Origin of the sequence: uncultured Xylophilus sp., assembly GCA_913776965.1 — a bacterium.
Classification (GTDB): Bacteria; Pseudomonadota; Gammaproteobacteria; order Burkholderiales; family Burkholderiaceae_C; genus Xylophilus.
On record CAJYQL010000040.1, the window covers coordinates 1 to 15,343 of the forward strand.

At 65.8% G+C, this 15,343-nt stretch carries 12 protein-coding genes; 8 read left to right on the forward strand and 4 right to left on the reverse strand.

The window, feature by feature from the left end; translation table 11 throughout:
• The 3 genes from QZ500_RS06150 to QZ500_RS06160 all read right to left on the reverse strand — a co-directional run.
• The coding region (locus QZ500_RS06150; protein ID WP_295852297.1) for a hypothetical protein at positions 1-391 on the reverse strand (391 nt) is incomplete at its 3' end.
• A 34-nt stretch (positions 392-425) separates the two neighbouring features.
• Complete coding sequence (locus tag QZ500_RS06155) at positions 426-1,472, reverse strand: GNAT family N-acetyltransferase (RefSeq protein WP_295852300.1); 1,047 nt, start codon at positions 1,470-1,472, stop codon at positions 426-428.
• A 64-nt stretch (positions 1,473-1,536) separates the two neighbouring features.
• Complete coding sequence (locus tag QZ500_RS06160) at positions 1,537-2,235, reverse strand: Crp/Fnr family transcriptional regulator (RefSeq protein WP_295852303.1); 699 nt, start codon at positions 2,233-2,235, stop codon at positions 1,537-1,539.
• Between the two features lie 104 nt (positions 2,236-2,339).
• Here QZ500_RS06160 and QZ500_RS06165 point away from each other — a divergent pair, with 104 nt between their 5' ends.
• From QZ500_RS06165 to QZ500_RS06190, 6 genes are all read left to right on the forward strand, one after another.
• Positions 2,340-3,815 carry a FecR family protein gene (locus tag QZ500_RS06165; protein ID WP_295852306.1) on the forward strand — a complete coding sequence of 492 codons (1,476 nt, stop codon included), beginning with the start codon at positions 2,340-2,342 and terminating at the stop codon, positions 3,813-3,815.
• Positions 3,816-5,825, forward strand: a complete 2,010-nt coding sequence (locus QZ500_RS06170; RefSeq protein WP_295852308.1) for an adenylate/guanylate cyclase domain-containing protein — start codon at positions 3,816-3,818, stop codon at positions 5,823-5,825.
• Positions 5,826-5,844: 19 nt separating this feature from the next.
• Positions 5,845-7,323 (forward strand): tetratricopeptide repeat protein, encoded by a 1,479-nt coding sequence (locus QZ500_RS06175; protein ID WP_295852310.1) that lies wholly within the window; start codon positions 5,845-5,847, stop codon positions 7,321-7,323.
• Between the two features lie 494 nt (positions 7,324-7,817).
• Positions 7,818-10,049, forward strand: a complete 2,232-nt coding sequence (locus tag QZ500_RS06180; RefSeq protein ID WP_295852315.1) for a calcium-binding protein — start codon at positions 7,818-7,820, stop codon at positions 10,047-10,049.
• A gap of 107 nt (positions 10,050-10,156) precedes the next feature.
• Positions 10,157-11,695, forward strand: a complete 1,539-nt coding sequence (locus QZ500_RS06185) for a methyltransferase regulatory domain-containing protein (RefSeq protein ID WP_295852317.1) — start codon at positions 10,157-10,159, stop codon at positions 11,693-11,695.
• 221 nt (positions 11,696-11,916) lie between these two features.
• Positions 11,917-13,470 carry a M10 family metallopeptidase C-terminal domain-containing protein gene (locus QZ500_RS06190; protein WP_295852321.1) on the forward strand — a complete coding sequence of 518 codons (1,554 nt, stop codon included), beginning with the start codon at positions 11,917-11,919 and terminating at the stop codon, positions 13,468-13,470.
• Between the two features lie 62 nt (positions 13,471-13,532).
• Here QZ500_RS06190 and QZ500_RS06195 read toward each other — a convergent pair whose 3' ends face one another.
• The gene (locus QZ500_RS06195; RefSeq protein ID WP_295852324.1) at positions 13,533-13,772 is read right to left on the reverse strand and encodes a hypothetical protein; all 240 of its coding nucleotides are present in this window, start codon (positions 13,770-13,772) and stop codon (positions 13,533-13,535) included.
• Between the two features lie 175 nt (positions 13,773-13,947).
• On the opposite strand from QZ500_RS06195, the gene QZ500_RS06200 reads away from it, so the two are divergent.
• Positions 13,948-14,970 (forward strand): glycosyltransferase family 2 protein, encoded by a 1,023-nt coding sequence (locus QZ500_RS06200; RefSeq protein WP_295852326.1) that lies wholly within the window; start codon positions 13,948-13,950, stop codon positions 14,968-14,970.
• Positions 14,957-15,343 (forward strand): GtrA family protein, encoded by a 387-nt coding sequence (locus tag QZ500_RS06205; RefSeq protein ID WP_295852329.1) that lies wholly within the window; start codon positions 14,957-14,959, stop codon positions 15,341-15,343. The genes QZ500_RS06200 and QZ500_RS06205 overlap by 14 nt, the downstream gene beginning before the upstream one ends.

Genomic DNA, 15,343 nt, shown 5'->3' on the forward strand with positions numbered 1-15,343 from the left:
CCCGCTCGGCCGCCGAGGCGTTCAACGGCGCGATGGACGGCACTGCGCGTGCCGCCGGCGTGCGCTGGCTGGTCTGGGTGCACCAGGACGTGGTGCTGCCGGTGGCCTCGGCCAGTGCCGCCAGGAAGCGCACGTCCCAGCCCACCGGCAGCACCACGTCCTGGTGCACCCAGACCAGCCAGCGCACGCCGGCGGCACGCGCAGTGCCGTCCATCGCGCCGTTGAACGCCTCGGCGGCCGAGCGGGCGCCGACGTGCGCGATCACTGGCCAGCCGCCCGGCTGCAGGCAGGGCGACTGCATCAGCCGCTGCTGGAAGGTGCCGATGTCGTTGACGCCGACGACGAACAGCAGGGCGTCGCGGGCGGCGGTCGCCGAAGGGGGAGCGGTCATGGGCGGAAGCGGGATCGGAAGAAGGGGAGGGCGGTCAGAGGAAGTCGGTATCGCCGCCCATGAACCACCAGCGGAAGCCGGCGACCGCGTCCGCCTGCACGTCGGACGCCACCGGCACGCCCAGGCGCGCCGTCTCGGTCACGTCCGACAGGCCGGTGGCCGCCAGGTGCTCGCGCACCGCCGGCGTCGCCCAGGCGGTCATGCCACTGGCGCCCGCGCGGCCGGCTTCGCGCCGGCAGGCAAGCGTCGCCAGCGCCATCAGGCGCAGCGGGCCGACCCAGTCCAGCCACATCATCGGCCGGCCGGCCGCCGGGATCTCGGTCACCGCGATGCCGCGGACGGTGCGGCTCCAGGGCCGGCGCAACGCGAAGAAGCGGTAGGCCTTGTCGGGCCGGTCGCAGAAGCGCCAGCGCAGGTAGGCGGGGCTGCGCTCGCCGAGCGTGAGGCCCATCGCCGCGGCTTCGGGCCGCATCGCATCCCAGGCGCCCTGGATGGCGGCGTCGAAGCCCGGCGCGGCCGCATCCAGCGGTTCCCAGCGCCACCAGCGCAGGGCCGGCGCGGGCTGCGCCGGATCGGCCGCCGGCCACGACAGGCCGTGGATCGGGCCCCGGTCCCAGCCCAGCCGCAGGGCGGCGCCGAGCCGCATGTGGCGCTCGCTCGGGAAGCCGTAGCCGATCGCGATCTTCGGTGCCGGCCCGAGCTTGCTCTCGTAGAGCATCTTGGTCGTGTGGAAGAACGGGCCCTGGCGGGTCAGGATGCCGCGGTATTCGGGTGCGGTCATCACGTCGCCCACCTGCATGCCGGTGGTGCGCACACCCCGGTGCCACAGCGGCCGGGGCAGGCCCGCGCCGTGCGCGACCATCTCGTCGCCGCGCCACATGGCCACACCGACTGCGCCGCCGGCCTGGTACTTCCAGTCGAACCAGGAGGTATCGGAGTCCGCGCCGAACACCCGGCGGTGCAGGGCCAGCATGGCGCTGGTGTCGTCCGGCGTCAGGTCGCGGACGGCATAGCGCTCGCCGCCGATCTCGGCCCAGCGAATCTCGGTGCCGCCGGTGGGGGAAGGGGAATCTGGATGCATGGCAGGGAAAGGCGAAAAACGCAGCCGGGCAGGAAGCAGGCGGGGCCGGACGCGCCCCGCGGGGTCAGGCCTTGGGCGGCTCGGTGCGGCCTTCGGCGATGTCCCGGAGCATCGCGGGCTGGACCAGCCGCAGTGTATTGCCTTCGCGCACCAGCACCTTGTGCAGGAACAGCACCTGGAAGGCCCGGGTCACGGTTTCGCGGCTGGCGTTGATCATGATCGCCAGCTCCTGGTGGGTCGGCACCTGGTCCACCTCGGGGCCGGTGCCCGGGCGGTCCTGGGACAGCTGCAGCAGCAGCACGCTCAGCCGCTGGAACGGGTTGGGCAGGCCGAGCAGCGTGCGCTGGGCCGTCACGGCGCGCACCCGGTGGGCGAGGCGTTCCATCACCGCCCGGGCGAGTTCCGGGTGGCCCAGGATCAGCTCCCGCGCCGCCCGCGCTTCCAGGAACGCGACGGTCGACTTGTTGGCCGCCACCACGAATTCCGACGGCGCCTTGCCGTCGACCACCGACAACTCCCCGAAGTAGTCGCCCGGCTCCACGAAGTACAGGCCCACGCTGCGGCCGTCCACCGTGAAATCCACGCCCTGCAGTCGGCCGTCCACCAGAAAGCCCAGTTCCAGCGTGGGCTTGTCCTTCGACAGCACCATCGCCCGGCGCGCGAAGGACTGCAGCGTCATCTGCTGCGACAGCACGGCGAGGGTGTCCTGCGGAATCGGGCGCAGCAGCGGGAACTGCCCCAGCAGTTGTAACGAAACTGGCATTCTGGACCCAGTTTAGCCAGTTCGCCCCACGCATCATCTGTGATCCGGCGCACAACGCGCGCCCGGGCCCGCGTGCGAAAATCGGTCTGCTCAAAGGTGCCACCATGTCCGATCGCAAGCATTCCCGGTCCTTCGCCTTCCGCCCCGTGTGGGCCGGCGGCCTGCTGTGGGCGGCCGCCTGTGCCGCGGGCGCGACTGCCTCGGCGCCGATCGTCGGCGAGGCGACCCTCGTCATCGGCGTGGCCCGTGTCATCTCGCCCAGCGGCGAAGCCGCCACGGTCGACCGCGGCACCCCGATCCGTGTCGGCGACCGGGTGGAGACCCAGGCCGGCGGCCACGTGCACCTGCGTTTCGTCGACGGCGGCCGGGTCAGCGTCCGGCCGTCCAGCCGCCTGCAGATCGAGAACTACAGCCATTCGGCCGACGTGCCCGCCCTCAACGCGATCAAGTTCCGGCTCGACGAGGGCGTGGTGCGCTCCATCACCGGCACCTGGGGCGAAGCCGCGCGCGACAAGTTCCGGCTCAACACGCCCGTCGCCGCCATCGGCGTGAAGGGCACCGACTTCGTCGCGCGCACCCGCGGCGGCACCACCTTCGCCTCGGTCTATGCCGGCGCCATCGCGCTCACGCCGCTGGCCGGCGGCTGCCAGGGCTCGCTCGGCCCCTGCCTGAACGGCGCCGAAAAGCTGCTGACCGCCGATATGAAGGGCCAGACGCTGGAGCTGGCCCGCATGCAGGCGACCGCCCAGGTCGTGCCCTCGATCGAGCACATCGCCCTCGGCACCCGCACCACCGCGGCGCCGGCCGCATCGACCAAGCTGTCGGACGCCGATCCCACGGTGGTCGAGAAGGTGGTCGCCAGCGAACAGAAGGTCAACGCGGTGCAGACCTTCCTGGCGGCGGTCGGCCCGGTCACGGTGCCGGGTGCCGGCAGCGGGACCGGCGGCAGCGCAGGCGGTGCGGACACGGTGGGCGGCAGCACGCCCATCGTCGCGACCAGGCCGCCGGTGGTGGACCAGCTGGCTTGGGGCCGCTGGGGCACCTACGAAGCCAACGTCAGTACCGCGCCCATCGGCGACAAGATCAGCATCGCGTCGGTCACCCCCATCAATACCGGCGGCCCTGCTGTCACGGTGCTGACGGACGCCAGCAAGGCCGGCTGGGAATACGTCTCCCCCAGCAGCCTGCTCATGCTGGACAGCGGCTACCGCATCTTCCGCGACCCGGCCGCCGGCAGCGCACCGATCTCCGGCGAGGTGAAGGCCGATTTCCGCCTGGCCGGCGCCGCCGCCAACCTCACCCGCGCCGGCGGCGTGCTGGAGGCCGCCTCGGTCGACAAGGGCACGCTCAGCATGGACTTCGTGCGCAACACGTACGACACCTCCCTCACCATCACCAACCCGACGATCAAGACGGTCACCCTGGAAGAAAAGGGCGGCACGATCGACAAGGCCACCGGCGTGCTCACCAGCCCGCACACCTCGGGCATCGTGACCAACGACCGGTCGCAGGCCGCCTACTACTTCAACCGCACGCTCACCGAAGGCGAACTCAAGGGCATCACCCTCTGGGGGCGTTGATTGGCGCCGTGGAGAGGGGGGCTTCCGGGCCGGTACGGCGTCGCGCTGCTGGCGGTGCTGCTCGCCACCCTGCTGTGGGCAGCGCTGCAGGCGGGCGCCGGCCCGCTGCTGGCACAGCTGGAAGAACGCTCCGGTGACCTCGTCTGGCGGCTGGGCGCCGACCGCAAGGAAGAGCGCCGCATCGTCGTGGTGGACATCGACGAGCGCAGCCTGCGCGAAGTCGGTCCCTGGCCCTGGCCGCGCGAAACCCAGGCCCGGCTGATCGACCGCATCGCTGCGGCCGGCGCCGGCCAGCAGATCTTCGACATCGTCTTTCCCGACAGCCTGCCCGGCAGCGAGGCTCTGACCGGTGCCATCGCCCGCCACCAGCCGGTCACTGCCCAGGTGCTGGCGCTGGAGCAGGGCGGCAGCCCGTCGGTGGGCGCCCTGACCGGTGCGCTCGACTGGCCCGCCTGCCCGGCACCGTTCGCCACCGCTGCCGGCTACCTGGCCAACTACGAGGCGATCCGCTTCGCCCGGGCCGGCCACATCACTCCGCGGGTGGGCAGCGACGGCATCGTGCGGCACCAACCGGCGGTCATCTGCTTCCAGGGCAAGTCCTATCCAGCACTCGGCCTGGCGGCGCTGATGCAGGGCACCGGCGCGCCCGACTTGTCGCTGGAGCGCGGCACCGGCTGGTGGGACCCGGCCTGGAAGCTCGGCGCGCCGCAACTCACCGGCCCGGTGCCGCTCGACGCGCGGGGCGACCTGCGCATCGCCTGGCACCAGCACCCCGACGCCTACGCCAGCGTGTCCGCCGCCGACGTGCTGGCCGGCCGGGCTTCTGCCGGGCTGCTGTCCAATGCCTGGGTGCTGCTGGGCAGCAGCGCCTTCGGGCTGAACGACTCCATCGGCACGCCGTTCGGCGGCATGAGCGCCGGCTTCCTGGCGCACCTGCAGATCGTCACCGCGCTGATCGACGGCCGCACGCCCTCCACCCCGCGCGCCGGGCCGGCGGTGCAGGCTGCCGCCGCCGGGCTGGGCATGCTGGGGTTGCTGGCGCTGTCCCTCCGGCCGTGGCGGGCGGCTCCAGCGGGTGGTAGTGCTGGAGCGGCGGCAACCGCAGGCGCGCCGCAGCGCCGGCCGCGGCGCTTCCCGGTCTACCTGCTGCCGCTGGTGGCCATCGTGTGGTGCGTGCTGCTGTGGGGCGGCCATGCGCTGCTGCTCACGCGCGGGGCGGTGTGGATCGGCTGGCAGGCACCGGTGCTGTTCGTGCTGCTGTTCGGCTCGACCCTGGGCATCCTGGAACACGCCCGCAGCCGCATCGACCGCGACCAGCTCTACGCCCACCTGTCCAGCTACCTGCCGGCCCCGGTGGCCGCGGCGCTGGCGCTGCAGCCGCCCTCGGGCGCGATCAAGGCCGTCACGCGGCAGGTGTCGGTGCTGTTCGCCGATATCCGCAACTTTTCCGCGTACTGCGACACCCGCCCGCCGGAAGAGGCGGCCGCCGTGCTGCACGCCTTCTTCTCCACCGCCACCCGGGTGGTGGAAGAGCATGGCGGCGTGATCGAGGCCTTCCAGGGCGATGCCGTCTTCGCCGTGTGGAACGGCAGTCCCGACACCGCCCGCGACGGCCTGTCCACCGAAGAGGGCGCCCGCCAGGCGCTGCAGGCCGCGGTGGCGCTGCTGCGCGCCATCCACGGCGTGCTGCCCGACCCGGCGCCGGCGGGCCTGGAGCCGCTCTCGCTCGGCATCAGCGTCGAGACCGGGCCGGCCATGGCCGGATCTTTCGGGCTGGCGCGGCGGCGGACCCACATGGTGATGGGCCGCACCGTCACCATCGCCAGCCGGCTGGTCGAGATGACCGGCGAACTAGCCCACCCGATCCTGGTTGGCGAAGGGCTGGCCGCGCAGGTCGGCGCCGCCGGCCTGCAGTCGATGGGCACCTTCCTGCTGGAAGGCATGCGGGTGCCGCACCATGTCTACGCCTACCCGCTGCGGGCCGCCGTTGGCAACGACACCGACCATTAGGGCCCCGCGGCGGCCGGCCGTGCGCCACCTGCTGTGGGCCTGCGCCGCGGCCGGCGCCTGCGCGGGCGCCGTTGCGGCCGAGCCGGCGCCCACCGTAGCACCCGCGGTTGCCGACACCGCCGCCAGCGCCCTCGCAGCCGTGCCCACCGGCGCCAGCGCCGCATCCGCCCCCGACGGCGCCGCCTGCGAGGCCCGCGCTCGCCTGCCCGCGCCCGACGCCCCCGGCGCGCTCGACGCCTGGCAGGCTGCACTGTCAGACTGCCAGCGCGACAGCGACTTCCTGGCCATGCTGGGCCGGCTGTACCTGGAGCAGGGCCGCTACGTCGATGCCGCCGACCACCTGGAGCGGGCGCTGATGTTCGACCCCGACCAGAAGGGCGCCCGGGTGGACTACGCCATCGCCCTGGCCGGCGTGGGCGATGCGCTCTCGTCCCTCGGCCTGATCCGCTCGCTGCTGGCCGACCCCGACCTGCCGGCCCGCCTGCGCCCGGCCCTTACCACCCTGCAGGCCGCCTGGCAGCCCGCCGGCCAATGGCGGCACCGGCTGTCGGCCACGCTGCGCGCGGGGCACGACAGCAACCTGGCGGGCGCGCCCAACCTGACCCGGCTGACGCTGACCCCGCTGGACGCCCCGCCGGTCGAGCGCGAGGTGGTCGACGGCAGCCTGCTGGCGCGGCCCGGCAGCTACCTGCGGGCCGATGCGCAGATCGAGCTGCGCCGCGACGACGCCGACGGCAGCCGCTGGGAACTGAGCGCCAACCTGCGCCGCCGCCGCAGCCACGCGGCGCCCGAGGCCGATTCCACCCAGGGCGATGCCGCCGTCGAGCGCACCTTCCTGCGCCGCGACGAGCGCACCGGCAACGCCACCGGCGCCTATGCCGCCGCATCGGCCGCCAGCGTGCAGATCCAGTCGGGCACCCGCTATGCCGCCACCGGCGTGGCCGGCGGCTGGGCCGGCCTGTGGCGCGAAGGCGTGCTGAAGGCCTGCCAGGCCCGCGCCGGGCTGGAACTGCAGTCGCGCCGCTACCTGAGCAACGAGGTGTTGTCGGGCCGCTACCTGGGCGGCGCGGCCTCGTTCGCCTGCGACACCGGCACCGGCGGCCAGTGGCTGGCCGCCGTGCGCCACGGCGCCGACAACCCGACCAACCCCGACCGCCCCGGCGGCCGGCAGGTGCAGAGCAGCGTGCGCGTGGCCACCTACCTGCCTTTGACCGCCTTGGCGGCCCTGGCTGGCGCGGCAGGGCAGGGCCTGCCCGGCGGCCTGCTGGCCGACCTGGAACTGGGCCGCTACACCGACAGCCAGGGCTACCGCCCCTTCCTGGACAACAACCGTGTGCGCGAGACCACCCGCACCGTGGCACGGCTGGAATACCAGCTGACCTTGTCGCCCCACGCGCAGTGGACGGTGGGCGCCGAATGGCTGGAGCAGCGCGCCAGACTGTCGCTGTTCCGCCTGAGCAGCAAGGGGCCGTACACCAGCCTGCGGGTCAGCTGGTAGGCGGCGCCCGGCACTGCGCCGCGCAGGGGATGTGGCTAGTTTGCAACTTTTCGTGACGACAGGGCGTTTTGGAACGTTTTAGTGCCTCACAAAAAATCTCATATAGGCATCTCATATAGGAGCTACAATCCGCCTGCCTCGGTTGTGGAAGGTTGGGGCAAGGAACCGCATGTTTTTCGAGTGCAATGCTGGGTTCGGCACGGTTGGGCGGCGGGGTTGGTCAGGCCCCGTCGCCCAGCCGCCAAGACGGGCGCCACTAGGGGTGGTCCGCTGTTTGGTACAACGTGTGACGAGCGTCACTTGTGCGCGTCTGGAGCGCCTTTTATATTTGCGCCCAAGTTGGCAATGAAGCATCTGTCGCCGGTCCGGGGCCTTTCCCGGTTTCAGTGATAATGCCCACGCGACTTAGGGGGTGGCAGGCTGCCGTGGGCATCACGGAGGCGAGTCTCCCCGAACGTCTCATCGGTTCTCAACCTTCCTCTACTAGGACTCTCATGGCACTGTCTAAAGACATCGCAATCATTGCTGGCTACCAGCTCGTCCGCGGCGCAGCTCCGGCTTCCAGCACCTACCTGAACCTGTCGCAGAACTATGCTGCCAACGGCGAAGCTGCCATCGTTGCTCAAATCCAAGGCGCCACCTCGGGTCTGACCAATGCACAGCTCGGTTCGCTGATCGTGTCGAACGCCGGTTTCTCTAACCGTCCGGATCTGGCTCAGTATGTTGCTGACGTTCTCGGCATCTTCGGTGCTGCCAATCGTGGTCAAGTGGTTCTGAACTTGGCCGAGCGTCTGCTTTCGCTCACGAACGACTCCTCCTATGGTTCTGTTGCAACTGCATTCAGCAATGCTGTCGCTTCGAACCTGTCCTATTCGCAAGCTGCAAACAGCTCCAGTGATCGTCCTACCTCGATCAGCGGTGTGTCACCCAACCTGACGCTGACGACGGGCATTGATGTCATCACTGGTACGGCTGCAAACGACACGATCATCGGTGATAACACCGGCACGAACCTGACTGCTACGGCTGGCGATCAGGTTAATGGCGGTGCTGGTTTCGACACCTTCAAGTTGTTCAACAAAGCAGCTGACGCAATCGACACGCTTACGTTGCCGCAACTGTCGAACGTTGAGTCGCTGTGGCTGAACAACGGTGTTCTGACCAATACTAAGACCTTCGACGCATCGACGTTGGCTGGCGTCACAAACCTCACGCTCGAAAGCCCGGCAGCGATGGCTAACGGTGATGTATTCACCGTGAAGACTGGTTCTGCTCAATCTGTTAGCCTGATCAAAGTAAACGCTGCGGCTACCGCCACCGGTACCGTGAATGTGAACGGTGCTGCAACCGTGAACGTTAATGCAGTTGGTACTGGCACCACTGGTAGCACTGTCAAGCTTGATCTGACTTCCGTTGGGACGGCACTGACTCTGAACAGCACTGGCGCTGCAAGCAAGGTTACGCTGGACAATACTGGTGCTAACTTGGCAACCCTTACCATTACTGGTGACCAGAAAATCACTCTTACTGAAGGCACTGCCAACGTCAAGACGATTGATGCTTCTGCCACTACCGCTGGTGTGACCGCAGACGTGACCGCTGCAACAGTCGCTACGACTTTTGCATTCAAGGGCGGCGCTGGTAATGATTCCCTGGTTTTGAAAGCTGGTGCACTGGCCCAAGTGGCTGCAGGTTCGCAATTGGATGGCGGCGCTGGCACCGGCGACTCTCTGATCACGAACGAAGGTGCAGCACTGAGCTCTGCACAAGTTGCAAAGATCAACGCTGCTACGGGCTTCGAAGTCCTCGGCTTCAACACTACTGGTTCGGGTGTTGACGTTTCCACTCTGACGTCCATTAATCAGTTCCGCGTTGGCTCGGGTAACCTGAGCGAATCGTTCACTAATGCCAACAACTCCAGCAAGTTTGTAATCGACAACCAAGCCGGTAACACCGGCACCGTGACGATTGCTAACAAGGTTGGTGATACCTCGACGTCTGTTGAAATCAACAACGTTAACGGCGCTGCGAAAACCTTGGCAGCACTGAACCTGAGTGGCATCACCACCGTTGCGCTTTCGTCGACTGGTGTTGCAACGAAGGCTGGAAGCGCAAACGTGATTACCGCTCTTGGTAATAACGACAATTCGGCGATTACCATCACTGGTGATACGGATTTGACCATCACCAATGCTCTGGCTGGTGCAAATATTGGTTCTAAGGTTGATGCTTCGGCATTTACCGGCAAGCTGACCGTGACCGGTTCCAGCAAGGCTGATATTTTGATCGGCGGTACTGGGGCTGACACTCTCGTTTCTGGAACCGGCGCTGACACGCTGACCGGTAATGGCGGGGCTGATCGTTTCGATGTCAAGAGTTCCGTTTACGGTGCCGGCAAAGAAATCGTCACCATTACCGACTTCGCGACAAAGGTTGACTCTATTCAGTTCAAGGATCAGGGTACTGAAACTTTCACTGCCGGCAAAATCGACGTTTCGGGAGCAGCAACGCTTGCAGCAGCACTGGGTATTGCCTCCTCTAGCACCAACGGTGGTACTAATGCGGCAATTAAGTGGTTCCAGTTCAGTGGCAACACCTATGTTGTTGAAGTGCTGACCAACAACGCTGCTGGCCTTACAGATGCTGCAGCAACCGATACGGTTGTTAAGCTGACGGGCGTTGTGGATCTGTCGAGCCTGACGGTTGCGGACTTCACTTTCGCTTAATTGGCTTTAAGCCGATGCTCGGCGAAGGTCGGGCATTGTTGAAAAAGGCCTCTGTCACTTCGTGACAGAGGCCTTTTGTTTATTGTTGGAACTGTATTGGAGCAACTGTGGCTTTGGACTGGTCTGATGGTTATGTCACTGAGATCGACTATAACTTTGGTTATTACGGGGAATTGAACCCTCTAAGGGCGGATCTGGCTCTTGCGACTATGGGTTTTGTTCCTCCAGGCCCTGGTGACGGATGTGAGTTGGGTTTTGGTCAGGGTTTGAGTATAAATATTCATGCCGCGAGTGGTGCGGTATCTTGGTGGGGTAATGATTTTAATCCTGTGCAGGCGGGATTTGCACGTGAAATGGCTGCTGCGTCGGGTGCGAGATCGGAATTGAGCGATGAGGCTTTTTTTGATTTTTGCGCGCGCGACGATTTGCCTGATTTTAGTTTTATAGGTTTGCACGGAATATGGAGTTGGATCTCTGATACCAACCGCAAAACAATAACCGACTTCATTCGACGCAAGTTGAAGGTCGGCGGTGTGCTATATGTCAGCTATAATGTTGATACTGGCTGGGCGCCTAGTATTCCCCTGCGTAATTTGTTGGTAAATCATTCCGCGGTCATGAGCGCTCCGGGCAGTCCAATAGTTTCAAGAATCGACGAGGCTTTAAAATTCGCTGAGGATTTGGAAAAAGTAAACCCGGCTTTTTTTCGTGCGAACACTCCAGCGCTTGCTCGTTTGAACTCTATGAAGGGCTTGCAAAGGAATTATTTGGCGCACGAGTATTTCAATAAAGACTGGCGGCCAATGTCTTTTTCTGAGATGGACAGTTGGATGAGCGATGCTAAAATGAGTTATGCTTGTTCTGCCAATTATCTCGAGCTTGTTCCGGGTATTGGTCTTACGCCAGATCAGCAGTCGTTTATATCAGGTTTTCAAGATGTTGTTTTTCGTGAAACTGTTCGTGATTTTGTGCTCAATCAGCAGTTCAGAAGAGACTATTGGATCAAAGGCGGGCGAAAGATAACAAATCTTGAAAGACATAATTATTTACTTGTGCAGCGTGTTTTGTTGATTAAGGATTGTGACTCGGTCGCGCTCAATGTAAAGGGGCCGCAAGGGGAGGCCGTATTGGCTGAGAATATTTACCGACCAGTCCTGTCTGCCATGGCGGAAAAACAGCCGATTTCAATCTACTCGCTGGCGCACGTTCTCAGGGAGGAGGGTGTAAATATTGATCAATTGATTGAGTGTTTGCTTGTGCTCATCGGCAAGGGTGATGTTGTCCCTGTGCGGGAAAAAAATTTGGCAGCGAATGCAAAAAAGCACACAGACCGTTTAAACGCCTATTTTTTTGAGCGCGCTCGATCTGGCGCTGAGATTGCTTATTTGGCCAGCCCACTTACTGGTGGCGGGATAAATGTCGGAAGATTCCAGCAACTGTTTCTGCTTGCGATTTCAAAAGGCCGAAAATCGCCAGATGACTGGGCTGGATTTGCATGGGAAATTTTGAGTTCTCAAAATCAAATAATAATGAAAGATGGGGTCGCTTTGCGGAGTGCTGAGGATAATATTTGTGAGTTGAGGAGGCAGGCAAAAGAATTTTTGGAGCGAGATATATGCTTATTGAAGACACTGCAAATCGCATAGTGCTTCGAGTGTCTTGCTAGTTTTAAGAGTAGGTTTTGCAAGGTCGCCATGGGGAATAGCGACGTCAAAGACGGTTGTGTTGAACCCATGGTGCGCTTAAGCGGAAGCTTGATTGACAGTGCAACGCGGTATTGCTCAGCGGTGTGGAGGGTTGAACCGCATTCAAGTTTCCACGGTCGTAAGCCGATACGCTGAGTAGGACCCGAAAAAATTCTCTGCCCATGGCTACAGCGACCAAGCCCCCCACCAAATCCGTCATCGCCAACTTCTTCCAAGTGCTGACGATCGATCAACCCGGTGATTCGCTGCTCACGGCCCTGTCCACCCGCGTCGACTCCGGCACCGCCACTTTGGGCGACGCCCTGCGCTGGCTCTACGCCTCCCCCTCGGTCGCGCAGAGCCCTGCCGACAACCTCGCCCGCTTCTTCTTCCTCCTGTTCGACCGCGCCCCCGATGCGGGCCTTTACAACTTGGCCATGCAGTTCATGCGCGGCGGCGCCTCGATGCTGGATGTCGCGCGCATCGGCCTCAGCATGCCCGGACTGGCGCTCAGCAACGACGGCCTGCCCAATTCGGTGGACTTCGCGCAGGCGTTTCTGGTGCGGACCAAGGGCCTGGGCAACTTCACCCAGGCCGACGTGCTGGCGATGGCCACGGGGCTGGACATCGGGCAGACCACCCGGGCGCAACTGCTGGTCGATGCGTCGGGCACGACGGACCTGGCGGTGGCGAGCGAGGCGATGGTCGAAACCTCGCTGCTCTACCTGGCCGGCGCAGGGCGTGAGGCATCGCGGTGGGAACTGGACCAGGCGGCCGGCAGCACGACCGGCGGGCGCATCGTCACCGCCCTGGCGGCGGCGGGGCTGTCGGCCACCGGCGGGCGGCCGGCGCTGGACCGTAACGGCAGCGATGCCAAGCTGTCGGGCGACCTGGCCTCGGATATCGTCTGGGACATGGCGGCCGGCAGCTACAAGCTGGGCGGCAGCACGGCGTTCAAGGTGTTCTTCACCCAGGACTGCAGCCTGACCGGCTCGGTCGCCGATTTTGCGAAGGTCATGGCCGCCGGCTCTACCAGCTTCGATGCGCGCGACACGGTCGGCAAGGGCAAGGTGACCTTCGTCGGCGACCCGGTAAAGGCCAACAGCTTCTGGGCGCCGGTGGGCGGCTCCAGCGCGGTGGGTGGCCGGGGCGACGACATCCTGCGCGGCAACGACGGCGTGGACGTGCTGGAAGCCAGCGCCGGCCGCGACACCCTCACCGGCGGCGCCGGCGACGACCGTTTCGTGCTGGCGGCCAGCAGCGTCTACCAGACGGGCACCTCCACCACCACGATTACCGACTTCGGCAACGGCAAGGACACGCTGGACTTCAGCAAGCTGCTGAACAAGGCGGTGGACATCAGCAAGCTGACCGCCAACCTCGCGACCGGCAACCAGTACCTGGCACTGGCCAATGGCGGCGTGGCTCTGGTGGAAAACAACGGCGCCTGGGTGTCGGGCACCGGCACCGCGACCGTGTCGCGCGCGGCCACGGCGTCGGACGTGGCGGCCCTGTTCGGCACCGGCAAGCTGTTCGCGTCGCCGCTGCAGGTGATCAAGTCGGTGGTCATCACCGCCGACACCCGCACCAGTGCCGACCTGTGGCTCATCGTGAACAACACCGGGGTCACGCAGATCACAGACGGGATCACCGGACCGCAGGAGGTGTTCCACGTCGCGCACCTGGACGGGTCGTGGAATGCGTCGCTGGTGGGTGTGCTGCCGGTGGTGGTGTAGCGGGGCGGCCTATCGACCGGGGTGTGTGGTCATAGCCACGTACAAGATGAAATGTGCGCGGATCAGCGACGCTGGCGCCGTCCCTGGGGCGCCTCGGCGATCTTGCGGCCGGCCACGGTGATGGCCTTCACGGTGGTGGGCGCCTGGGCCCGCTGGCCGTGCGGCAGCAGCTCGGGCTTGGGAATGTCGGCTTCCACCAGGCGTGCCGCCACATAGGCGCGCAGCAGGTCGATATCCTCGGGGTTGGAGACCGTGGCGGGCAAGGACTGCGTCGCCAACGAGCGGAGCAGGGCGTAGCTCATGGATGGGGCAATCGGTGGGGGTGGGGTGGCATCGCTCCTGAGAATGGAGGGCGCCCCGGTCCCCCGATGTGCTGCTTTTGCGGGCATGGCTGTAGGACCGCGCTTGCGCAATCGCTATGCTCCCGGGTTTGCCACGCTTTGCCGGCGCCCGTTTCCTGGCGGTGCCGGCGTCACCATGTCGCCTGATCCCCTCGTGCCACAGGGCACTGCGCTGCCGTCGCAGTGCCTGTCCGTCGTCGTGCCCTGCTTCAACGAGGGCCGGGGGCTGGACGCCTTTTTCGCGCGGCTGGAAGGGGTGCTGGCCACGTTGCAGGGGCTGGACTACGAGATCGTCTGCGTCGACGACGGCAGCCGCGACGACACGCTGGAGGTGCTGCGCCGCCATGCCGGGCGCAACCCGCGCATCGTGGCGCTGGAACTCTCGCGCAACTTCGGCAAGGAATCGGCGCTGACGGCCGGCATCGATGCGGCCCGCGGCGACGCGGTGGTGCCGATGGATGCCGACCTGCAGCATCCGCCCGAGCTGATCCGCGCGCTGGTGGCGCAGTGGCGCGCCGGCAGCGACGTGGTGCTGGCCCGCCGCGCCTCCCGCGAGACCGACCATCCGCTACAGCGCAAGGCGGCCGGCTGGTTCTACAGCGTGCACAACTGGATGTCGGAATGCCACATTCCGCGCGACGTGGGCGACTTCCGGCTGATGGACCGGCGGGTGGTGGAGGCGCTCAAGCGGCTGCCCGAGCGGCGGCGCTTCATGAAGGGGCTGTTCGCCTGGGTCGGCTTCCGGCAGACGGTGGTCGAGTTCACGGTGGAGGCCCGCACCAGCGGCACTTCGTCATTCAACCTGCGGCGGTTGTGGGCCCTGGCGCTGGACGGGCTGACCAGCTTCAGCACGGTGCCGCTGTCGGTCTGGGCGTATGCCGGCTTCGGCATGGCGGCGCTGTCGTTCCTGTACGGCATCTTGATCATCGCCAAGACGCTGGTCTTCGGGGTGGAGGTGCCGGGCTATGCGTCGCTGCTGACGGCGGTGCTGTTCCTGGGCGGCATACAACTGATGGGCATCGGGGTGCTGGGGGAATACATCGGCCGCATCTATAGCGAGGCGAAGCAGCGGCCGGTCTACATCGTGCGGGAACGCTACGGGCAGGGTGCCGCGGCGCCCGTCGCCGCACCGCAGGAGGCGCGCCATGCTGCGGAGTGAAACCACCCGTCAGTTCGCCGGCTTCTCGCTGATCGGGCTGGTGAACACCGGCATCCACCTGGCGGTGGTGACCTCGCTGGTGGAATGGGCGCGGCTGCACCCGGCGCTGGCCAACGGGCTGGCGTTCGTCTGCGCCAACGTGTTCTCGTTCTTCGCCAACAGCCGCTGGACCTTCCGCTCGGCGGCGAGCCTGTCGCGCTACCTGCGGTTCGTGACGGTGTCGCTGGCGGGGCTGGCGATCGCGATGGCGGCCAGCGCGCTCGGCGCGGCGCTGCACTGGCACTACCTGGCGGGGGTGCTGCTGTCGTTCGCGCTGCTGCCGGTGCTGTCCTTTGCGGCCAATAAATATTGGACATGGAAGACACCCGATTGA